This is a genomic window from Devosia sp. (assembly GCF_017744655.1).
Taxonomy (GTDB): Bacteria; Pseudomonadota; Alphaproteobacteria; order Rhizobiales; family Devosiaceae; genus Devosia.
Genome location: NZ_JAGIAW010000009.1, coordinates 77771 through 98132, shown reverse-complemented (window position 1 = coordinate 98132; position 20362 = coordinate 77771). Strand labels below are relative to the sequence as shown.

The following is a 20362-nucleotide window of genomic DNA, read 5'->3' as shown; positions in this document are numbered from 1 at the left end:
GGCAAGGCCGCCAAGGCCCCGCGTCAGAAAAGTATGATTTTTATTCCGACTGTGGCGCCGGAGGCTCCCAAAGCTCGATCTGGTTACCCTCGGGGTCATGAATACGCGCGAAGCGCCCGGTCTCCGGCGTATCCCATTCATCCGGCCGCGTCTCGACGGCTATCTCGGCCGCTCGCAGCTGCGCCATGATCCCGTCGAGGTCATCGACGCGAAAATTGATCATCCATTGCTTGTCGGCCGGAAAATAATCGGTGCTCTCCTTGAACGGCGCAAACACCGTCAGTCCCGCCTCCTGGTTCCACAGCTCCGTCACCCCCAGATGCTGCTCATACCAGGCCGCCAAGCGATCCTTGTCCCGCGCCCGAAAGAAAAAACCGCCAACACCAAGCGCCTTTGCCATGTGGTCCTCCCATGATCACCCCCTCCCAGCCTCCCCCATCTAGGGGGAGGTGCGGGCCGGCGATTTTGGCACGATCCAGTCAAAAACTCGATGCATCACCTCCCCCTAGATGGGGGAGGATGGGAGGGGGCGTCGGCACACACAACTCTACCGGATCAAAATCGCCCGGAAATCATTCACATTCGTCCCCGTCGGCCCGGTCACGAACAAATCGCCAATCGCCTCGAACGCCCCATAGGCATCATTGTTCGCCAGCGCCGCGAGCGGGTCGACTCCCGCCTCGCGCATCCGCCGAGCCGATGTGCCATCGACAAATGCCCCGGCATTGTCCTCGGACCCATCGATCCCGTCCGTATCCCCCGCCAGCGCCGTCACCCCCTCAACGCCATCAAGCGCAATGGCGAGCGCCAGCAAAAACTCCCCATTCCGCCCGCCGCGCCCTTTTCCGCGCAGCGTCACCGTCGTCTCGCCGCCGGACAGCAATACCACCGGCTTCTCGAAGGGTTGATTGCGCTGAGAAATCTCCTTGGCAATGGCCGCATGCACCAGCGCCACATCCCGCGCCTCACCCTCGATGGAGTCGGACAGCACAGAGGCCCCAATCCCCCGCTTGCGCGCCTCCTCTGCCGCCGCCGTCAGCGAAAGCGCCGCCGAAGCAATGGTGACAACCGAATTGCCGACAAAGCGCGGATCATCCGATCGCGGCGCCGGATTATCCTCCCTGGCCAAGAGCCGCTTCGCCGCCTCCGGCAATTCCAGCCGATAAAGCTCGGCAAGCTTTCTTGCGTCGGCCCGTGTCCCCGCCAGCGAAATCGTCGGCCCCGACGCCACCAGCGCCGGGTCATCCCCCGGCACATCCGAAACCACCAGCGTCGCCACCCGCGCCGGTGCGCAAAGGGCCGCGAGCCGCCCGCCCTTGATGGTCGAAAACTGATTGCGGATGAGGTTCATCACCCCGATCGGCGCGCCCGAAGCCAGCAGCGCCCGATTGATCGCCTGCTCATCCTCCAGTGTCAGTCCCTCGGCCGGCGCCGGCAACAGCGCCGAACCGCCCCCCGAAATCAGCGCCACGACGAGATCATCCGCAGTCAGCCCACTGACAATCTCCTTCAGCCGCTTCGCCGCTTCGAACCCCGCCGCATCCGGCACCGGATGCGCGGCTTCGACAATCTCGATCCGCTCGCATTTTTCCCCATAGCCATAACGGGTGACCACGAGTCCGGAAATTTCGCCGTCCCAGGCTTTTTCAAACGCCCGCGCCATCTGCGCCGAAGCTTTTCCTGCCCCGATAACAATGGTCCGGCCCCTGGGTTTCTGCGGCAAATGCCGCGAAACCGCCAGGGAAGGCTGGGCGCGCTCCACGGCAAGCTCGAACAGGGTTTGCAGCAGCGCGCGATCCATGGTCATCCTCAAAACCCCAAAATTCCTCGCCGTCTTTGTGGAGAGGTGCGCTTGCCTTGTCCAGCCTTGCCGTCATGTCAAAAGGCAGACACATAGAGGCGCTAGCGGCACGCTTCTGGAGTTTTCATGACCGAACGATTCGCCATCTATTACGCGCCCTCCGCCAATAGCCCCCTCTGGGACCGCGCCGCCGCCTGGCTTGGCCGCGATCCCCTCACCAACGAAACATTTGACGGCCCCGTCGCCGGGGTTGAGCGCAATCGCCTGCTCAACCTAACCCAGTCGGCCAATCGCTACGCTTTTCACGCCACCATCAAGCCGCCCATGGCCCTGGCCCCAGAAACCACTATCGAAGAGCTGCGCGCAGCCCTCACCAATTTTACCCGCACCCAGGCGCCCTTCGCGCTGGGCCACCTGCGCGTCGCCTCCCTCGATGGTTTCCTCGCCCTGATCCCCGCCGAGCCCAACGAGGCCCTGCAGGATTTTGCCTCCTATGTGGTGGAAGAATTCGAGCCCTTCCGCGCCCCGCTCAGCATCAAGGACCGTGCGGCCCGCGCCGCGCGCGGCCTCACTCCGCGCCAGGAAGAGCTGCTTGATTCCTACGGCTATCCCTATGTCTTCGACGAATTCCGCTTCCACATGACGCTGACCGATCGCCTGCCGGAAGCCGAGCGCGCTGAAATCACCACGGCGCTCGAATCCTGGTTCGCCCCCGACATTGCCGAGCCGATCCTCTTCGATCGCCTCGTGCTCTTCCACGAGCCCGATAGCGGCCGCCCCTTCCGCCGCCTCGAAGACTACAAGCTGGGAGTGTAACGTGTCCGAACTCGTCCTCTCCAACGCCCGCGTGGTCCTCGCCAATGATGTCGTCACTGGCAGCGTCCTCGTGCGGAACGGAAAAATCGCCGACATCGACACCAAAAACGTCAGCAGCGGCGAAGATTTTGGCGGCGACTACCTGATCCCGGGCCTCGTCGAACTCCATACCGACCATCTCGAAAACCACTATCGCCCCCGTCCCGGCGTCTTCTGGGATCCGCTCGCCGCGCTCCATGCGCATGACGTGCAGGTTTCCGGCTCCGGCATCACCACGGTTTTCGATGCCGTGCGCATCGGCTCCGATGTCGACCTGCCGAATATGTTCGAACACTCGAAAAATCTCGTGGAGGCCGTCCGCGCCGGCCCCGAGCAAGGCTGGCTCCGCGCCGAGCATTTTCTGCACCTGCGCTGCGAGTTGCCGAGCCATGACGTTGTGGAACACTTTGAGGCCTTTGCCGACCACCCGCAGACCCGCCTTGCCTCGGTGATGGATCACACGCCCGGCCAGCGCCAATTCCGCTCGCTCGAGGATTACAAGCGCTTCTACGCCAAGCATATGGGCCAGAACGAAGAGCAGATGCTGGCCTATATCAGTGCCCGCCAGGCCGAGCACGACCGCTATTCCGCTGGCAATCGCAAGGCCATCGTCGCCCGCGCCCATGAACTGGGCCTGGCGCTCGCCAGTCACGACGACGCGACGCTGGCCCAGGTTGAAGAGGCCGCCGAAGACGGCATTTCCATCGCCGAATTCCCCACCACCCTCGAAGCCGCCGCTGCTGCCCACGATGCCGGCCAGGCCGTGCTGATGGGCGCGCCAAACGTCGTCCGCGGCAAATCCCATTCTGGCAACATTTCCGCCAGCGATCTCGTCGCCGCTGGCCTTCTCGATATCCTCAGCTCCGACTACGTCCCCTTCGCCCTGCTGCAGGCCGTATTCGTCCTGCCCCAGCGCTTGCAGGAGGTCAGCCTTCCGCAGGCCCTTCTCCTCGTGACCAGAAATCCGGCCGAAGCCGCCGGCCTTGTGGACCGCGGCGAGATCGCCATTGGCAAGAGGGCCGATCTGGTGCGAGTTTCAGGTGAAACGCGCGTGCCCGCCGTGCGCGCCGTCTGGAAAGAGGGAATAAGGGTCAGTTGAGCGATCGTCCGCCCGGAGTTCTGGTTCTCGTTATCGGCCCCTCCGGTGTTGGCAAGGATACATTGCTGACTGGCGCCCGCCAGGCGCTCGATGCCGACAAGCGTTTCAGCTTCGTGCGTCGCCTCGTCACCCGCCCCACCGATATCGATCTCGAAGACCATCTCTCCATCGAGCCCGACGAATTTGCCGAGGCGCTGGTCAATGGCCGCCTGGCGCTCCATTGGGAGGCGCACGGCCTCAATTATGCCCTGCCCATCGGCGTCGATACCGACCTGGCACTCGGCCGCATCGTCGTCGCCAATGTCTCGCGCCACGTCGTGCCCACGGCCATAGCCAAATATCCCACCTGCCGCGTCGTCATGATCACGGCCGAAATCTCGCTCCGCGCGGAACGCCTCGCCAGACGCGGCCGCGAAAACCGCGACCAGATCACCGCCCGCCTTGCCCGCGAAGGTGCGGCCCTGCCGGCCGATGTCTCCCCCGTGGTCATCGACAATTCCAGCTCTGTCGGCATCGGCGTCACCGCCTTCGTCATGGCCCTGCGTAGGCTTGCCGAGGAGTGAAACCCTTTCGGGGGCTGCGCGTTTGAAACCTCACTATACAAGCGTCAGGAGTTGTTCATGAGCCGAAATGGGCTTTACGCCGTGGTTGCGGTCCTTGCCGTGGCCGTCGTCGCCTTTGCCATCTACACCTATCAGCAGCAACAGGCCCGCCCGGGGGTTGAGGTGCGCATAGATGAGCAGGGAGTGTCCATTGATGGAAACGGCTAGGGAAACGCATCGCACCGCAGTCGCCACGGCAATTTCGGCCGAGTTGCAGCGCCAGGCCGAAGTGGGTGAGCTGCGCGTCGACGTGGAAGCGTTGGCCGAAGCGGTCCTGCGGATCCTCGATCCGCAACCGCCCGTAGCCGAGGGCCAGCGCCCCGAAGAGCTCAATTCGAGCAATGACGGCTGAGCGATCCGTTCATCTGCTTATGGACGTCCGCATTTTTGCGCTCCAGGCCGGAAAGGCGCTTCCAACCGCCCCGGCCTGATCATCTTCGCAGCGTCACGGTCAAAACCAAGCGGTGCGGAAATGACATCCTATGTGCGCGTCACGCCGGATCAGCTACCGGCTGGTCAGACGGCCCTCCTGCTCTTCGTGCATGAGGGTGAGCTCTGCGCGGGCGTTTTGAAGCACGGCCTCGATGGCAGCCTTGAGCGCCTCGTCCCCGACAATCCATCCCCGTCCGACCTGATCCTGGGTATCTGCCGGATGATGGCGGATATGCCTCCCGATGCCGACCTCTTCGTCGTCCTCGAGCCACTTGCCTATTGGCCCGAACCTTTTCCGCTGCTGCACCGGCTCTGAAGCGTTTTGCTGCGCCTGCTTTCGCGCAAAATTTCGACTGAGGCAGGCTGGCACGATGATTTGTCTCCCACTTTCTGTCACCCCGGCGAAGGCCGAGGCCCATCTTGAGATCTCGGGATAGACCCCGACCTTCGCCGGGGTGACAATCGAGTTTGGGGCAATCTCAGTGCAGGACAAACGCAGCGGCAGGGCAGGGGCCCCAAAAAGCAAAAATCCCCGCAGGCGCGGGGATGTCAGGGAACATGAAATGAAGGTGGCGCGGCCAAGCCGACCGCGCCTAAAGTTCTGCGGCACCCTGAACGGCGTCGCGCACCGCCCGATGGGCGATTTCAACGGTAGCAAAATGCTGGCCGTCGACCACGAAGGCCGGCAGCTTGACGGCGAGGAAGCGATAGCCACCCTCGGTCGGCACGACGACACCCTGGGGCTCGCCGCCGACTTCGATCACGGTTGGCCGGAGCGTTTCGGCCTTAGAAAAACTGTTTTCCTGCATGGGTGGAATCTCCACTTGCGCGACGAATGGGAAAACACGGGCTGCGGTACATTCCGCGCCGTGAGGCCATTTCGCTGCGGGTCTTATCGAAACTGTGAGACGGTGGTGTGACTGCTGCCAAATCTCTATTTGGCTGTTTTCACACCTCAAATGTGACCTCAGTCACATTGCAAATGTGACGACTGTCACATTCGTTTCGAGCAGAACCCTTGCCAGCGTTTGGCGTCAGTGCGGCGGGTTACTACGAGCGAACACAGGGCATGGATGGTAATGGTCGGCGATGTCGTCATCGTCATTCCTCTCCTTGCGAGTGTTGAACGTATGAGTGCGCGCCATCTGCGGCGCAGCGATGGCAAGATAGGCGAGCTTTTGCGTTTTCACCAGTGCCAAGCGGTGCGCAAACCGAGAAAAAAGCGAAAAAGCGTGCTCGACTTTGGTCGAACTATAAAAACATGACGTTTTAGTTCATATTATGGGCTTGGCGAGGCGGCTGAACCGCCTTCACCCTCGCCCTGGGACAAAGCTGGCGCCCCGCCTCCATAATGAAAGGCCGGGCAAAACCTTGTGATTAGCGCGCGAACGGCACGCTGGTGGTGAGCAATTTGCCCGAATCGTTGAACTCGACCTGGAAATCCACGCGAATCGAATCACCCACGAGGAAGATGCGCGAGCCGATGGCAACGTCATTGCCGCCACGATCCTTCTGCCGCTCGACAAGGTCAAAGCCGATCTCGTCGCCGCCCTGCTTGCCCACTGCAATACCGGAGAAGCCGGCATTGGAGGTCATCACCGCCTCATACTGCCCCTTGGAGTCGACATAGGCGATGGTGCCCGAGACCGACAGGTTCATGTTCACCAGCGTGCAGCGGCCGGTATAGTTGATTTTGCCGGAATTTCCGGGGCTTACCGCCAGGCGGCAGCGAAAGGGTTCGGGCTTGTCGCCGCCCTGCAAAATGCTCTCCCCGCGCCAGTTGCCGACATAGGAAGCCAGCAGCGCTTGCTCGCCCGGCCCCGCCAGCACCGGCGCTGCGGTCAGACCAACCAGCATCATCGCCACGCCAATGGCGCTCTTCCCACCCTTCACCACGTCAAATCCTCTTGGTCATAATTGTCCGCCCACCGGAGCATGACTTCTTTATACTTCATCCAACAATGCCAGTTTAATATGATTGCGCAAAGATGCGGCATTTACGCTGCGTAAACCAATTCCGCCGGAGGCAGCGTGCCAGCGCCCGAACAGTCCCCGCTTTCCGATGCTCCTGCTAGTCCCAAGAAGGCGGCGCGCATGGCCAGTACCCCGATCATCATCGCCAGCAAGGTCGACTATAGCGTCGAAGTCGCCGGCAAGCCGCTCAACATTTTGCGCGCGGTCGATCTCTCGGTGAACGCAGCGGAGGTCGTGGCCATTGTCGGCCCCTCGGGCAGCGGCAAGACCTCGCTCCTCATGCTCCTTGCCGGCCTCGAACGCGCCAGCGCCGGAAAGATCCAGGTGGGCGGCACCGACATCACGAAACTCGACGAAGACGCGATGGCCGTCTTCCGCCGAAACACTCTCGGCATCGTCTTCCAGAGTTTTCACCTCATTCCCTCGCTGACGGCCCTCGACAATGTCGGCCTCGCCCTCGAAATCGCTCGCCCCGAGATGAAGCTCAGCGACGTGCGCAAGGAAGCCGCCGCCGCGCTCGACGCCGTCGGCCTCGGCAAGCGCTTGGATCACCGCCCCTCGGCCCTTTCGGGCGGCGAACAGCAGCGCGTCGGCCTCGCCCGCGCCTTGGTCACCAAGCCGCGCCTGCTTCTTGCCGACGAACCGACCGGCAATCTCGATCAGAAATCCGGCGCCGTTGTCGTCGAGCTTATGTTCAACCTCGCCCGCCAGAACGGCACCGCGGTGGTCATGATCACCCACGACGCGCACCTAGCCGAACGCACCGACCGCCGCTTCACCATGGAACAGGGTCAGCTCACCGAAACCACGGGCGCTCGTTGATGCGTGCCTTGCTTGCTGCGGCCCGCGTGGGCCTCAAGGAAATGGCCGGCGACTGGGCCCGCTTTTCCCTTCTCATTATCTGCCTCGCCGTCGGCACAGCGCTGATTGCCGGCGTCTCCTCGGTTTCCTCGGCCATCACCCGCGCCGTCGATCAGAACGCGGCCATGCTCATGGGCGGCGATCTCGAATTCACCCGCTCCGACCGCGCGGCGAACGCCAGCGAACTCGCCATCCTCGAACAGGCTGGCACGCTCGCCAGCGTCGTCGAAACCAATCTTGGCGCCGAGTCCATGACCGGCGATGCCTTTGTCGACCTCGTCGCCGCCGGCCCCGGCTACCCGCTCCTCGGCGGTGTCGGCACCAGCGACGCCGAAGCCATGGTCTCGCCCTTCAATGCCCTCGAAGAACGCAACGGCATGTTCGGCGCCCTCGTCGATCCCGTCATGCTCGACCAGCTCGGCCTTGCAATAGGCGACACCATCTCCATCGGCGGCACCGATTTCGAAGTCCGTGGCACCCTGACCGGCCTCCCCGATGGCCCCGTCCGCGGCTTCCGCCTGGGTCTCTCGACCCTTCTCAGCACCGACGGTTTTGCCCACGTCTCCGACCGCACCTCGCCCCTTCCGGGCCTCGGCACCAATTTCCGCTACAAGCTGCTGCTCGCCTCCGGCGATACCGAAGCCGAACGCACCCGCCTCGCCGCCGAACTCGGCGACGCCGGCTGGGAAATCCGCTCGGCCCTCGATGGCCTCGGCCCCATGCTGCGCTATTATGAACTCTTCACCGGCTTCCTGATGGTCGTCGGCCTCGGCTCCCTCCTCATCGGCGGCGTCTCGGTCTGGAGCGTTATGTCCGCCTATATCGGCGAACGTTCCGGCGTCATCGCCGTGCTCCGCAGCCTCGGCGCCTCGCGCTGGCGCGTCCTCGTCCATTTCCTCGTCCAGGTTCTGGCCCTCGGCCTCATCGGCGTCGGCATCGGCATTGCCGTCGGCGTCACCATCGGCCTCGTCGTCCTCCCCGCGGTGGGCGAAGCCATCGGCATTCCGCTCGCCAGGGAACTCGATCTCCTCGCCGTCCTCGTCGCCGGCGCCGTCGGCCTTCTCACGGCCTTCGCCTTCTCCTATCTGCCCCTCGTTCAGGCGCAGATGGTGTCCCCGGCCAATCTCTTCCGCTCCAAGGGCCTCGGCGCCCCGCGCATCGATTGGCGCAAGTTCATCGCCTCGCCCGAACTGTTGCCGCTCGCCGTCGCCATCCTGCTGTTCTTCTGGCTCGCTGTGGTCCTGACCAAGGACCTCACCCTGGTTCTCGCCTTTGCCGGCTCCGCCATCGGCGCCGCCGTGCTCCTGCAGCTCGGCAGCCGCCTCGCCCTCATCGGCCTCGCAAAACTCCCCGCCGCCCGGTGGCGCCCATTGCGCCAGTCGCTCCGCGCCATCATCGGCACCACGCGAAATTCGTCTGCCGTCGTCACCGCCGTCGGCCTCGCCATGGTCATCCTCGTCGTGGTGCAGGTCCTCGCCATCAATCTCCGCAACGAGTTCCTGGGCGCCTCCGTCTTCGACGCCCCGACCCTCGTCGCCTCCGACCTCTTCCCCGACGAAATGCAGACCCTCGAAGCCTCCGTCGGCCCCGAACACGGCATTGAACTGGTCACCGCCACCCCCATGCTGCGCGGCACTGTCATGACCATTGCCGGCACCCCGATCGAAAACCTCGCCGCCAACGGCCCCGAAGCCGCCTTCCTGCTCTCGGGCGAAATCCCCATGACCTATCGCTCGGTCCTGCCGCCGGCCTCCCGTCTTGTCGAGGGCCAATGGTGGCCAGCCGACTATACCGGCCCGGCTCTCGTCTCCCTGCACCAGAACCTGCGCCAGGGTCTTGGTGTAAAGCTCGGCGACGAAGTCACCTTCGAAATCTTTGGCGAGACCGTAACCGCCAAAGTCGGCAATTTCCGCGACTATGCCTGGCAGGGCGGCATCGACTTCCTCGTCGCCTTCTCCCCCGGCGTTCTCGACAATTATCCCTCCACCATCCTCGCCGCCGTCACCGCTGAACCCGGCCGCGAAGAAGAGGTGGAACGCTTCCTCGCCAATGAATTCATCGACGTCAAATTTATCGAAATCGGCGCCACGCTCACCCGCATCACCGAAGCCCTGAGCCAGCTCTCCCTCGCGGTCGCGGCCGTGGGCGGCATAGCCGTCCTCAATGGCCTCCTCATCCTCATCGGCAGCCTCGCCGCCGGTCGCCGCCAGCGCGAATCCGACGCCGTGCTCAACAAGGTCCTGGGTGCCAAACGCAGCGAGATCCTCGTCTCCGCGCTGATCCAGTTCCTGCTCCTCGCCGTCTTCGCCGCCCTGATCGCCATCCCTTCCGGCATCTTCGCGGCATGGCTCCTGACGCAAGTCCTCCTCAACGTCGCCTTCGCCGTCGACCCCGCCACCATCGGCGTCGTCGTCGCCGGCCTCGTCGGCATGACCGCCATCCTCGGCGCCACGACGCTCCTCCGCGTGCTCTCCATCCGCCCAGCCCTGCTGCTGCGCGAAATGTCGAGCGTGTAGGGCACTCGATCACCCCCTCCCAACCTCCCCCATCAAGGGGGAGGTGCCGCATCGTGCGTGTGGCTGGATCGTGCCTCAGTCACCGCCCTGACACCTCCCCCTTTATGGGGGAGGAGGGTGGGGGTGTGAGAGCCCCGATGTCGTCGCGCTATCGAAGCAGCCCCATCTTTCCACACCCTCTCACCCCACCGATTGGGTTTTCGCCAAATTCCCCATTATGGTCGCGCCAACTCGAATCCAGACTGGCTGACCCATGGCGCTCCCCACTCCAAACCTTGCCACCCGCATCGCCCAGGAAATCGGCGCCAAGCCCGATCAGGCCAAGGCGGCCATTGAACTGCTCGACGGCGGCGCCACCGTCCCCTTCATCGCCCGCTACCGCAAGGAAGTGACCGGCGGTCTCGACGACACCCAGCTCCGCAATCTCGAAGAGCGCCTCGGCTATCTCCGCGAACTCGACGCCCGCCGCGATGCGATCCTCAAATCCATCACCGAGCAGGGCAAGCTGACACCTGACCTCGCCGCCGCCATCGCCGCCGCCCCCACCAAGGCGGAACTGGAGGACATCTACCTCCCCTTCAAGCCCAAGCGCCGCACCAAGGCCGAAATCGCCCGCGAGCGTGGTCTCGGCCCCCTGGCCGAAGCGATCCTCGGCGACCGCCGCCTCGTCCCCGCCGACCTCGCCGCGACCTATCTCAACGACGATATCCCCGACGCAAAGGCCGCCCTCGACGGCGCCCGCGATATCATCGTGGAACAGATGGCCGAAAACGCCGATCTCGTCGGCCGCCTCCGCACCTATATGAAGGATCGCGCCACCCTCCGTGCCAGGGTGATCGATGGCAAGCAGGAAGCCGGCGCCAAATTCTCCGACTATTTTGACCACACCGAGCGCTGGGCCACGGCCCCCAGCCATCGCGCCCTCGCCATGCTGCGCGGCCGCAACGAGGAAGTGCTCTCCGTCGATATCGAAGTCGATGCCGACGACACTTCCGTCGTCAAACCCGCTGTCCGGATGGTGGCGTCGGCCTACGAGATCGGCGGCTCTCTCCCTGGCGACAAATGGCTCCTCGAAGTCGCCGGCTGGGCCTGGCGCACCAAGCTTTACGTCCATCTCTCGCTCGACCTGATGCGAGACCTGCGCGAACGCGCCGACGAAGAAGCTATCACCGTCTTCGCCCGTAACCTGAAAGACCTGCTGCTCGCCGCCCCCGCCGGCTCCCGCGCCACCATGGGCCTCGATCCCGGCATCCGCACCGGCGTCAAAGTCGCCATCGTCGACGGCACCGGAAAAGTCCTCGCCACTTCCACCGTCTACCCCTTCCCGCCGCGCAACGACGTCACCGGCACCCAGGTCGAACTGGCCAAACTCATCCGCGCCCACAATGTCGAACTGATCGCCATCGGCAATGGCACCGGCTCCAGAGAGACCGAAAAACTCGTCGCCGAAATGCTGGCGCACATGCCCGCGCCTAAGCCGCTGAAGGTCATCGTCTCCGAAGCCGGCGCGTCGGTCTATTCCGCTTCCGAGCTCGCCGCCGCCGAATTCCCCGATCTCGACGTGTCCCTCCGCGGCGCCGTCTCCATCGCCCGCCGCCTGCAGGACCCGCTGGCCGAACTCGTCAAGATCGAACCCAAGAGCATAGGCGTCGGTCAATACCAGCACGACGTTGATCAGTACCGCTTGGCAAAATCGCTAGATGGCGTCGTGGAAGACGCGGTGAACGCCGTCGGCGTCGATCTCAACACCGCCTCGGCTCCGCTCCTCGCCCGCGTCTCCGGTCTCGGTGCTTCCATCGCCGAAGCCATCGTCGCCCATCGCGACGCCAATGGCCCCTTCAAGACGCGAAAAGACCTGCTCTCGGTCGCCCGCCTCGGCCAGCGCACCTTCGAGCAGGCCGCCGGCTTCCTCCGCATTCCCAACGGCAGCGAACCGCTCGACGCCTCCTCGGTTCACCCCGAAGCCTATGGCGTCGCTCGCAAAATCGTCGCCGCCTGCGGCCGCGACGTTCGCGCCCTGATGGCCGATGGGTCTGCCCTCAAGGCATTGGACCCCCGCGTCTTCGTCGACGACCGCTTCGGTCTCCCCACCGTGCGAGACATCATTGGCGAACTCGAAAAACCCGGCCGCGACCCGCGCCCCGCCTTCAAGACCGCGACCTTTGCCGAAGGCGTTGATGATATCAAACACCTCAAACCCGGCATGCAACTCGAAGGAACAGTGACGAACGTCGCCGCCTTCGGCGCCTTCGTCGATATCGGCGTGCACCAGGACGGCCTCGTCCACGTCTCCCAACTCGCCGACAAATTCGTGAAGGACCCGCACGAGGTCGTCAAAGCCGGTGACGTGGTGAAGGTAACGGTCGTCGAAGTCGACGTCCCCCGCAAACGCATCGGCCTCACCATGCGCCGCGACGGCGGCGTTTCGGCACGCGAGGATCGTCCTCAGCAGCAACGGCCAACCAACACCCGCTCGCCGCAACAACGCCCCGAGCAAAAGCCCAAAGCCAACGACCAAGGCGCCTTCGGCGCTCTGCTCAGCGCGGCGATGAAGAAGAAGTAGAAAAGCTGCGGCGCTCAATGGCGCCTCCACTCCCACCGCTCTCCCTTCTCCCCTTGTGGGAGAAGGTGCCCAAAGGGCGGATGAGGGGTATGCGATGTATCGGTCAGCTCTGCGCGTGTGGCCGGCCATTTGAGCCCGGCTCAAATGGCTTTCTCACCTAAATTCGCTCCACTGGAGCGAATTTGCCCTTTGGGCCGGTTCGAAACCCCTCACCCTAATTTTCTGCTGAACGCAGAAAATCTGTCCCTCTCCCACAAGGGGCGAGGGTGGGGCCGGTGGGTTAGCCCTAAGCCAGCCCCGTATTCCCAGCCAGCGCCGCGCGCCACTCCGTACTCGCGCTTGTCTGCATCCGCGCCGCCGCCAGCGCCGCATCGGCTTCAGGAAACACCACCTCGTGCCCCGCCAGCGCCTCGACAATCGCCTGCCGAATCCCCGGCAGCGCCAAGACGCCACCGACAAACCCGATCGGCCTCGACCCAACGCGCCCCGTCAGCGCCGACGCCATCAGCGCCAGCTCACGCCCCGCCGATGCCAAAATCTCCCGCGCAACGAGATCGCCCCGTTCCGCCGCCGCGCCAACCGCCATCGACAGCGTCCCGATCCGCCCACGATCGCCGCCATAGACAAATTCGCGCACCACATGCCATTCGACACTGCCTAGCCGCTTGGCGACCTCCTCCGCCAGCACGGCCACGCCCTCAAACGACCCATCATGGTCCAGCCGCCGGAACAGCGTGTCGAGCGCCTTCAGCGCAATCCAGCTCCCCGAACCCGCATCATCAACGAGAATCCCGCGCCCACCGACGCGCACATAGGTGTCGCCCACCCCGATATGGAGCCCGATCGACCCCGTGCCAGCCGAGATCAGATGCCCTTCACCCGGCTTGAAGATCGACGCATAAGCCAGCGTCATATCATCAACGGTAATGCAGCTTTCCGCCGCCACGCCGAAAAATTCGACCAGTTGCTCGCGCAGCAGTCCGGCCACCACGGCCCCAAAGCCCGTTAGCCCCGTCGTCGCCGATTTGACGACAAATCCCTGCGCCTCGAGATCAGCCGCAATGGCACTCAGTGCCACCCGCAGCCGTTCCTTCTCGACCGGATTGAACAAATGCCCCGTCGCGCCCGATGTCTTCCCGCGCGCCAAGACAGCACCGGAATCGTCACAAGCCACCCAGCGGCTGGCCGTGCCGCCGACATCGACCCCGAGATGCACAGCCGTCATTCCGGCACGCCATCCCTGACGAACATTTTGGTAATTTCGCGCGGATTGGTAATCATCGTACCCACCACAATGGCATGGGCCCCGGCCTCAAAGCCGCGCTTCACCCATTCGGGCGTATTGTAGCGACCCTCGGCCACCACGGGAACGCTCACACGCTGCACGAGCTTTTCGACCAGCTCCAGGTCCGGATGCGCCGGTTTCGGCTCGGTATAGGCCGTATAGCCCGAGAGCGTCGTCGCCACATAAGTCGCGCCCCAATCGGCCGCCGCAACGCCCTCTTCAAACGTCGAAATGTCAGCGAAAACCTCCGCCTTCAGCTCCTCACGAATGCGCCGCACCAGCACTTCCGGGCTCTCGCCATTGCGCGGCCGCATCGTGCAATCGAGCGCCACGATGTCCGCCCCCGCCTCGACAATGGCCGCCGCGGCGTCGAAATCAGGCGTGATGTAGACCGGATACTCGTCCGAAAACACCTTGTGAATGCCGATCACCGGCAGGTCCGCACCCTTCACGGCGCGAATATCCGCCGGTCCATTGGCCCGCAGCCCCTTGGCCCCGCCATCGCGCGCTGCGAGCGCCATGGCGCCCATGAACACCGGCCCGTGCAACGGATTGTCCGCCCGTGCCTGGCAGGAAACAATCAGGCCCTTGGGCAGTGCCAAACTCACTTCACCGCTCCCGAAGTCATGCCGGCAATGAACTGCTTGGACAGCACGATATAGATGAGAATGATCGGCGCGGCCGACAGCGTCAGCCCCGAGAACAGCACACCCCAATCGGTCGTATATTCGCCCATGAACGTCGTCAGCCCCTGCGGCAGCGTCTTCAGGCTGTCGTTCTGGATGAAAACGAGCGGGAAGAAGAAGTCGTTCCAGATCGGCACCACATTCTGGATGCCGGCAATCACCATGGCTGGGCGCACCAGCGGCAGCATGATCGCCCACATGATCCGCGCCTCGCTCGCCCCGTCCATGCGCGCCGCATCTTCCAGCTCATTGGGGAGGCTCCGGATAAAGCCGGTCATGATGAACACGGTTGTCGGCAGGCCCATGGCCGTATAGACGAAGATCAGCGAGAGCTGATTGTTGAGGATCGACAGATCCCGCATCAGCATGAACAGCGGAATGATCGCCAGTTTCAGCGGCAGCGTCAGCCCCGCCAGGAAGAACATCAGGATGAAACTGGAGCCGGTAAAGGCATACCGCCCCAGCGCATAAGCCGCCATGGTCCCGAGCGTCAGAATAAGAACCATCGAGGCGCCGGTCACGACGAACGAGTTCAGCAGATAGCGCAGGAAATTCGTCTCGGTCCAGATTTTCACGAAGTTCGCGACCTGCGTGAAATCGGGGATGCCGAACGGCGACTTGAAAATCTCCGGCGTCGTCTTGAAGGCCGAAAACACCATGATGATGATCGGCGCCAGCATCAGCACCGTATTGGCGATCAGGATGATCTGCAGCATGCCGTCGCGCCCAAGCGTCGCGAATAGCCCCTTGCGGTCATAATAGTTGGTCGCAGCCGCACTCATAGCTGGATCTCCCGGGCGCGCAGGCGCGTGGTGATGACGCCCGCAACGATCGCGATAAAGATGAAGATCAACACGGCCAGCGCCGAGCCGAGCCCAAAGTCCTGCTGACCGGCCGACACATTACCAAAGGCCGTGCGGTAGAAATAAAGCCCCAAGACGTCGGTCGAACCGAACGGCGAGCCATCGAGCCCACCCATGATATAGGGCAGCTCAAACCAGTTGAACGCACCAACGAACAGAAGGGTGAAAACAATCGTCGCGCTCGGCGCCACCAGCGGCCACACGATTTTTGTAATTTTGACCCACTCGCTCTCGGTCTCCATGCGCACGGCATCGAGAATCTCACCCGGAATGCGCTGCATGCCGGCGAGGAAGACCAGCGTCGGGAAACCGACCATATGCCAGGCCTGCGCCACGATGATGCTGCCAAGCGCCGTGCCCGATTGCCCGAGCCAGGGCTGCGCCAGCCAACCCAGCCCGATCCCCTTGAGCGTGATGTTCACGACGCCGAAGAGCGGGTGGTAAAAGAGCTTGAAGAGATAGGCGACGATGATGGTGGAGAGCACCACCGGCAGAAACACCGCGATCCGGTGAAAGCGCGCGCCGGGCAGTTCGCGCCAGAGCGCATAGGCGAGGATGAACCCCAGCCCGTTCTGCAGGACCATCAGCGCAAAAAACACGATGACATTGTTCTTGAACGCATTGATCGTCCAGCTCCGATAGGGCTCGACAAACAGCACCGTATGGAAATTCTCGAGCCCCACAAAGTCGAGCCGGCGCAGTCCCTGCCAGTCGAAGAAGGCATAGGCGAAGGCCGAAACGATGGGATAGACGATGAACAGAGCCACAAAGGCCAGTGGCGGTACGATGAGCGCGGTAATCCAGAGGCCGCGGCCTGTCATCCGAAGTTGGGGCATTTGGGGCTCGCTTGGGGATGAGGGCGAGGGCGGGCCCAGGGGCCCACCCTCCGGCGGAGGGAGATCCGCCTTACTTCTTGAACGGCTCGTACCAGGCGGCAAGGCCCGTGGTCAGGGCTTCGCCAATCGCTTCCGGCGTCGTTTCGCCGGCAAACAGCTTCTGCATTTCGCCCTGGATCAGCACCGAGCCCGAGGGTTCGCCATAACGGAAGTGGGCGAGCATCAGGTAGGGGATCGACGACTTGTTGAGGTCGTTGACTTCAGCAAGCAGCGGGTTGTCGAAGGTGACTCCCGGAATGGTCGAGATGTTGTTGAGCGTATTGGCAAAAGCCTGGCCGAATTCCTTGCTCGCGAGGTAATTCAGGAATTTCACCGACGCTTCCTTGTTGGCGCCGGCGGCATTGGCTGCATAGCCGCCGTCGAAATAGAGGCCAACGAGCTTTGCGTCTTCCGCCGTCTTGCCGGGAGCGGCAAACACGCCGAGTTCGATATCCGGGTTCTGCGTCTTGAACGTCGCCAGTTCATAGGAACCGCCGATGAACATGCCGGCCATGCCCGAAGAGAAGAGCTGCTGGGCCGAGGGATAGTCGAGGCCGATAAAGCCATCCGGGAAATATTCGGCGGCAACATCAGCGATTTCACCCAGCGCACCGGTGAAACGGGCATCGGTGAAGTCAGCTTCACCAGCCATCAGCGCGTCATAAAAATCCTTGCCCATCAGCGAGGAGCCGAGGCCGAAGGTGACGGTTTCGTTCTGCCATGCGGTCGCGGTGCCGTTGGCAAAGGGGATGACGCCAGCATCCTTGAGTTTTTGGGCCGCAGCCTTCAGCTCGTCCCAGGTCTGCGGTTCGGCAATGCCGTTGGCGTCGAACAGGGCCTTGTTATAGATCACGAGCTGGGTCTGGCTGGCGAATGGCACGGCATAGAGCTTGCCATCGGCGCGCACGCTTTCGGCAGCGATTGCGGGCGCTGCAAAGTTGGCCAGGGCCGGAACGCTTGCCGTGGTCAGCTCTTCGAGATAGCCGGCGGCAGCGACGTTTTCGAGGCCGCCATAGGCGCGCACCATCATCACGTCGGGGCCAACGCCACCGGCGAGAGCGGTCGATAGAATGGTGTTGTAATTCGCCGCTTCAAACGTCTCGAATTTGACGGTGATGCCGGGATTGGCTGCCTCGAACGTATCGATAAACGTTTCGTAGGCAGCGCGGTCTTCCTGGCGCCAGCTCCAGAACGTCAGGTCCTGGGCAAAAGCCGGGGCTGCGACGAGCACGGCGCTGAGTGCGGCGCCGATGCGGATCAGATTGGTTTTCATGTGTGTTCCCTTCCCTTGAAAACGTCTGGATAGTTTGTCCCGCCCCTTTATGGGGTCAGCCGCCGGCCATCCTCGGCGGAAAAGTAATGCGCTGATCCCGGCTCGACCGTTACGGTCACAGTCTCATCGGGCGCAAAGAGATCATTGGGGGTCGTGCGTGCCGAGAGCAGCGTGCCGTCGGCAAGGCGCGCATAAACATAGGCGTTGTCACCCAGGTATTCGGTATAGACGACCGTGGCCGCGAGCCCCTCGCTGTTCTGGCCACGATGCAGTTTTACGGCGTCCGGCCGCAGCCCGAGTTTCAGGTTCTTTATCTCGGGCAGGGCGCCGGTCGCGACCGAACCGCCATTGGCAACGCCCAGCCGATCACCATCCCGCGCCACATCCACCAGCGTCATGCGCGGCGAACCGATAAAGGTCGCGACAAACGTATTGGCCGGGGTTTCATAGAGTTCGCGCGGCGAACCGACCTGCTCGATGCGGCCTGAATTCATCACCACGATCTTGTCGGCCAGCGTCATGGCTTCCACCTGATCATGGGTCACATAGATCATCGTGCCGCCGATATCGCGGTGCAGCTTTGCAATTTCGAGACGGACATCAGAGCGCAGCGCCGCATCCAAGTTGGACAGCGGCTCATCAAGCAGGAACACATCGGGCTTGCGCACCAGTGCCCGGCCGATGGCGACGCGCTGGCGCTGGCCACCCGAAAGCTCGCGCGGCTTGCGCTTCAAGAGCGCATCGAGCCGCAACATCCGCGCCGCATCGGCAATGCGCTTTTCAACTTCGTCCTTGCTCAGCCCCATCAGCCGGGCGCCAAAGGCCATGTTCTCGTAGACGTCCATATGCGGATAAAGAGCATAGGACTGGAACACCATGGCAATGCCGCGCCGGGAGGGCGCCACATCGTTCATGCGCTGGTCGTTGAGGAAGAAATCGCCATCCGAAATCGGATCGAGCCCGGCAATCAGGCGCAACAGGGTCGACTTGCCGCAACCCGAAGGCCCGACGAAGACGACGAATTCGCGATCCCCGATTTCGAGATCGATGCCATGGAGCACATCGGTGGTCTTGAAGCGCTTCTTGATGCCGCGCAGCGATAGTCGAGCCAAGATGCCTCTCCGCTATTCCCTCGATGCCCCCTCATGAGCACCTTGTATGGAATACTAAATTCCAAAATTCTTGGCTGTCAAGAATAGAAAATTACATCAAGCATGTGACAGGTCATATTTCGGTAAGGCTTCGGACTGTCCCGCAGGGCAAATCGCTCCGGTGGAGTAATTTGAAGTGAGAAGGCCATGAGAGCTGCGCTCGAATGGCAGGTGGGTAGGGCGGGTGAGGGGGCAGCAATCACTGCGGAGGCCTAAGGGCGCGATCCACCCACCACCGTCACCACCGGGCTTGTCCCGGTGGTCCATGGGATGTCGTGAAATCGCTGGATTGCCGGAACAAGCCCGGTGGTGACGACGGAAGCGACAGAGCGCCATCACCCGAGTGTGGCGCTCTCGCCCCAACCCACTCGGCGTCATTCCCGCGAAAGCGGGAATCTCTGTTTCAACCACCGGGATTCCCGCTTTCGCGGGAATGACGCGGAGGATTACTCACACTGTCACAAGACTTGCGCCCGCCGCTAAGCCTTCAACACCGTCACCGCCGCCTCGCTGCGGTGGATATAGTCATAAGCATCCGCCTGCCGCCGCAGCAGCAGGATGAACAGCATATCCGTCAGCATCAGTTGCGCATCGCGCGAGGTGATCGCCGAAGAGCGCACCCGCTCCTCATCCGCCACCGTAAAGAGGCTGATATCGGCAATATCGAGCAGCGGATTGGGCTGCAACCCGGTCACCGACAGCAGCGTCGCCCCGCGCTTCTTCGCCAGCTCGGCAATCCGTAGCGTTTCCATGCTCCGCCCCGAATGGGAGAGCGCAATGATCAGATCCTGGTCGTTCAGCGCCGAAGCATTGGAAATCTGGATATGGCTGTCGCTATCGACCAGCACCGTCCGCCCGAGCTTTAAGAGCTTGTAGGAAAAATCCCGCGCCACCAGCGACGATGCGCCAACCCCGGCAAGCTGTATCCGCCGCGCCGACATCAGTGCATCGAGCGCTGAATCGATCGTCGCTTCGGTATTGACCGCCGACGTCTCGCGCATCGAGAGCAGTTTCGAGCCGATGAGCTTTTGCAGGATGGTCATATAGCTGTCGCTGGCGTCGATCGTGCCGTGAATGACCCCCGCCGGCGCATGGAATTCCTGCGCCTTAGCCTTGTTCACATCGAGCTTGAGCTGCTGATAGCCCTCATAGCCGAGCTTCTGGCTGAATTTGACGACGCTCGACTGGCTGCGCCCGGTCGCCTCGGCCAAAGCCGCGGAAGACATGGCCAGCATTTCCTCGGGGTGATCAAGAATGAACCGGGCGATCTGGCGATCCGCCTGGGTCATGGAATCGATCTTGGCGCCGATAATCTTCAGGATGGACATGGCTCATACCCCCAGGAAACGACATCTCCCGAAAGTCGATGCCGGTCAATCCATCTCAGGTTCCGTTCCACCCACTGCGCCATCAAAACTCCGGTGGGCCAGAATTCCGGCTCGCCGCAACCGGACGCAGTGCAGAGGCAAAAGGCACCTCACACGAAAAGGAATATTCTATTCCGCATTTCATTGACAAGCGGAATA

At 62.9% G+C, this 20362-nt stretch carries 21 protein-coding genes; 10 read left to right on the top strand and 11 right to left on the bottom strand.

Annotated features, from left to right (window positions below):
- Window positions 1-40: 40 nt before the first annotated feature.
- Window positions 41-400, bottom strand: a complete 360-nt coding sequence (locus tag J7557_RS16790; RefSeq protein ID WP_291421198.1) for a VOC family protein — start codon at window positions 398-400, stop codon at window positions 41-43.
- Window positions 401-547: 147 nt separating this feature from the next.
- Complete coding sequence (locus J7557_RS16785) at window positions 548-1807, bottom strand: glycerate kinase (protein WP_291421197.1); 1260 nt, start codon at window positions 1805-1807, stop codon at window positions 548-550.
- A 120-nt stretch (window positions 1808-1927) separates the two neighbouring features.
- On the opposite strand from J7557_RS16785, the gene J7557_RS16780 reads away from it, so the two are divergent.
- From J7557_RS16780 to J7557_RS16755, 6 genes are all read left to right on the top strand, one after another.
- Complete coding sequence (locus J7557_RS16780) at window positions 1928-2617, top strand: DUF1045 domain-containing protein (protein ID WP_291421196.1); 690 nt, start codon at window positions 1928-1930, stop codon at window positions 2615-2617.
- 1 nt (window position 2618) lies between these two features.
- A complete protein-coding gene (locus tag J7557_RS16775) occupies window positions 2619-3755 on the top strand; it encodes an alpha-D-ribose 1-methylphosphonate 5-triphosphate diphosphatase (RefSeq protein ID WP_291421195.1) in 1137 nt (378 codons plus the stop codon).
- Entirely contained in the window at window positions 3752-4318 is a 567-nt protein-coding gene (phnN, locus tag J7557_RS16770) for a phosphonate metabolism protein/1,5-bisphosphokinase (PRPP-forming) PhnN (protein WP_291421194.1), read from the top strand. The genes J7557_RS16775 and phnN overlap by 4 nt, the downstream gene beginning before the upstream one ends.
- A gap of 57 nt (window positions 4319-4375) precedes the next feature.
- Window positions 4376-4525 (top strand): hypothetical protein, encoded by a 150-nt coding sequence (locus J7557_RS16765; protein ID WP_200946526.1) that lies wholly within the window; start codon window positions 4376-4378, stop codon window positions 4523-4525.
- Window positions 4512-4709 carry a hypothetical protein gene (locus J7557_RS16760; protein WP_291421193.1) on the top strand — a complete coding sequence of 66 codons (198 nt, stop codon included), beginning with the start codon at window positions 4512-4514 and terminating at the stop codon, window positions 4707-4709. Before J7557_RS16765 ends, J7557_RS16760 begins: the two co-directional genes overlap by 14 nt.
- A gap of 120 nt (window positions 4710-4829) precedes the next feature.
- Window positions 4830-5105, top strand: coding sequence for a hypothetical protein (locus J7557_RS16755; RefSeq protein WP_291421192.1), 276 nt, complete (start codon window positions 4830-4832; stop codon window positions 5103-5105).
- A gap of 277 nt (window positions 5106-5382) precedes the next feature.
- Here the strand turns inward: J7557_RS16755 and J7557_RS16750 are convergent, their stop codons facing one another.
- Window positions 5383-5598: a hypothetical protein gene (locus J7557_RS16750; RefSeq protein ID WP_291421191.1), complete on the bottom strand. Its 216-nt coding sequence runs from the start codon at window positions 5596-5598 to the stop codon at window positions 5383-5385.
- Window positions 5599-5868: 270 nt separating this feature from the next.
- Here J7557_RS16750 and J7557_RS16745 point away from each other — a divergent pair, with 270 nt between their 5' ends.
- Window positions 5869-6054 (top strand): hypothetical protein, encoded by a 186-nt coding sequence (locus J7557_RS16745; protein ID WP_291421190.1) that lies wholly within the window; start codon window positions 5869-5871, stop codon window positions 6052-6054.
- Between the two features lie 112 nt (window positions 6055-6166).
- Here the strand turns inward: J7557_RS16745 and J7557_RS16740 are convergent, their stop codons facing one another.
- On the bottom strand, window positions 6167-6682 hold the full coding sequence (locus J7557_RS16740; protein ID WP_291421189.1) for a hypothetical protein: 516 nt from the start codon (window positions 6680-6682) through the stop codon (window positions 6167-6169).
- 201 nt (window positions 6683-6883) lie between these two features.
- Here J7557_RS16740 and J7557_RS16735 point away from each other — a divergent pair, with 201 nt between their 5' ends.
- From J7557_RS16735 to J7557_RS16725, 3 genes are all read left to right on the top strand, one after another.
- On the top strand, window positions 6884-7585 hold the full coding sequence (locus tag J7557_RS16735; protein WP_291421188.1) for an ABC transporter ATP-binding protein: 702 nt from the start codon (window positions 6884-6886) through the stop codon (window positions 7583-7585).
- Complete coding sequence (locus J7557_RS16730; RefSeq protein ID WP_291421187.1) at window positions 7585-10140, top strand: FtsX-like permease family protein; 2556 nt, start codon at window positions 7585-7587, stop codon at window positions 10138-10140. Before J7557_RS16735 ends, J7557_RS16730 begins: the two co-directional genes overlap by 1 nt.
- 253 nt (window positions 10141-10393) lie before the next feature.
- The gene (locus tag J7557_RS16725) at window positions 10394-12703 is read left to right on the top strand and encodes a Tex family protein (RefSeq protein WP_291421186.1); all 2310 of its coding nucleotides are present in this window, start codon (window positions 10394-10396) and stop codon (window positions 12701-12703) included.
- A 286-nt stretch (window positions 12704-12989) separates the two neighbouring features.
- On the opposite strand, the gene J7557_RS16720 is transcribed toward J7557_RS16725, so the two are convergent.
- From J7557_RS16720 to J7557_RS16690, 7 genes are all read right to left on the bottom strand, one after another.
- A complete protein-coding gene (locus tag J7557_RS16720; protein WP_291421185.1) occupies window positions 12990-13928 on the bottom strand; it encodes an N-acetylglucosamine kinase in 939 nt (312 codons plus the stop codon).
- Entirely contained in the window at window positions 13925-14596 is a 672-nt protein-coding gene (locus tag J7557_RS16715; RefSeq protein ID WP_291421184.1) for an N-acetylmannosamine-6-phosphate 2-epimerase, read from the bottom strand. The genes J7557_RS16720 and J7557_RS16715 overlap by 4 nt, the downstream gene beginning before the upstream one ends.
- A complete protein-coding gene (locus J7557_RS16710) occupies window positions 14593-15456 on the bottom strand; it encodes a carbohydrate ABC transporter permease (protein WP_291421183.1) in 864 nt (287 codons plus the stop codon). The genes J7557_RS16715 and J7557_RS16710 overlap by 4 nt, the downstream gene beginning before the upstream one ends.
- Window positions 15453-16373, bottom strand: a complete 921-nt coding sequence (locus J7557_RS16705) for a carbohydrate ABC transporter permease (RefSeq protein ID WP_291421182.1) — start codon at window positions 16371-16373, stop codon at window positions 15453-15455. Before J7557_RS16705 ends, J7557_RS16710 begins: the two co-directional genes overlap by 4 nt.
- A 70-nt stretch (window positions 16374-16443) precedes the next feature.
- Complete coding sequence (locus J7557_RS16700; RefSeq protein ID WP_291421181.1) at window positions 16444-17685, bottom strand: extracellular solute-binding protein; 1242 nt, start codon at window positions 17683-17685, stop codon at window positions 16444-16446.
- 47 nt (window positions 17686-17732) lie between these two features.
- Window positions 17733-18797 carry an ABC transporter ATP-binding protein gene (locus J7557_RS16695; protein ID WP_291421180.1) on the bottom strand — a complete coding sequence of 355 codons (1065 nt, stop codon included), beginning with the start codon at window positions 18795-18797 and terminating at the stop codon, window positions 17733-17735.
- A 518-nt stretch (window positions 18798-19315) separates the two neighbouring features.
- On the bottom strand, window positions 19316-20164 hold the full coding sequence (locus J7557_RS16690; protein WP_291421179.1) for a MurR/RpiR family transcriptional regulator: 849 nt from the start codon (window positions 20162-20164) through the stop codon (window positions 19316-19318).
- Between the last annotated feature and the right edge of the window lie 198 nt (window positions 20165-20362).

What these genes read in the sequence shown, in the direction of transcription:
- J7557_RS16790 (WP_291421198.1), bottom strand. Translation starts at nt 400, where the DNA reads ATGGCAAAGGCGCTTGGTGTTGGCGGTTTTTTCTTTCGGGCGCGGGAC.
- J7557_RS16785 (WP_291421197.1), bottom strand. Translation starts at nt 1,807, where the DNA reads ATGACCATGGATCGCGCGCTGCTGCAAACCCTGTTCGAGCTTGCCGTG.
- J7557_RS16780 (WP_291421196.1), top strand. Translation starts at nt 1,928, where the DNA reads ATGACCGAACGATTCGCCATCTATTACGCGCCCTCCGCCAATAGCCCC.
- J7557_RS16765 (WP_200946526.1), top strand. Translation starts at nt 4,376, where the DNA reads ATGAGCCGAAATGGGCTTTACGCCGTGGTTGCGGTCCTTGCCGTGGCC.
- J7557_RS16760 (WP_291421193.1), top strand. Translation starts at nt 4,512, where the DNA reads ATGGAAACGGCTAGGGAAACGCATCGCACCGCAGTCGCCACGGCAATT.
- J7557_RS16755 (WP_291421192.1), top strand. Translation starts at nt 4,830, where the DNA reads ATGACATCCTATGTGCGCGTCACGCCGGATCAGCTACCGGCTGGTCAG.
- J7557_RS16750 (WP_291421191.1), bottom strand. Translation starts at nt 5,598, where the DNA reads ATGCAGGAAAACAGTTTTTCTAAGGCCGAAACGCTCCGGCCAACCGTG.
- J7557_RS16745 (WP_291421190.1), top strand. Translation starts at nt 5,869, where the DNA reads ATGGTCGGCGATGTCGTCATCGTCATTCCTCTCCTTGCGAGTGTTGAA.
- J7557_RS16735 (WP_291421188.1), top strand. Translation starts at nt 6,884, where the DNA reads ATGGCCAGTACCCCGATCATCATCGCCAGCAAGGTCGACTATAGCGTC.
- J7557_RS16730 (WP_291421187.1), top strand. Translation starts at nt 7,585, where the DNA reads ATGCGTGCCTTGCTTGCTGCGGCCCGCGTGGGCCTCAAGGAAATGGCC.
- J7557_RS16725 (WP_291421186.1), top strand. Translation starts at nt 10,394, where the DNA reads ATGGCGCTCCCCACTCCAAACCTTGCCACCCGCATCGCCCAGGAAATC.
- J7557_RS16720 (WP_291421185.1), bottom strand. Translation starts at nt 13,928, where the DNA reads ATGACGGCTGTGCATCTCGGGGTCGATGTCGGCGGCACGGCCAGCCGC.
- J7557_RS16710 (WP_291421183.1), bottom strand. Translation starts at nt 15,456, where the DNA reads ATGAGTGCGGCTGCGACCAACTATTATGACCGCAAGGGGCTATTCGCG.
- J7557_RS16705 (WP_291421182.1), bottom strand. Translation starts at nt 16,373, where the DNA reads ATGCCCCAACTTCGGATGACAGGCCGCGGCCTCTGGATTACCGCGCTC.
- J7557_RS16700 (WP_291421181.1), bottom strand. Translation starts at nt 17,685, where the DNA reads ATGAAAACCAATCTGATCCGCATCGGCGCCGCACTCAGCGCCGTGCTC.
- J7557_RS16690 (WP_291421179.1), bottom strand. Translation starts at nt 20,164, where the DNA reads ATGTCCATCCTGAAGATTATCGGCGCCAAGATCGATTCCATGACCCAG.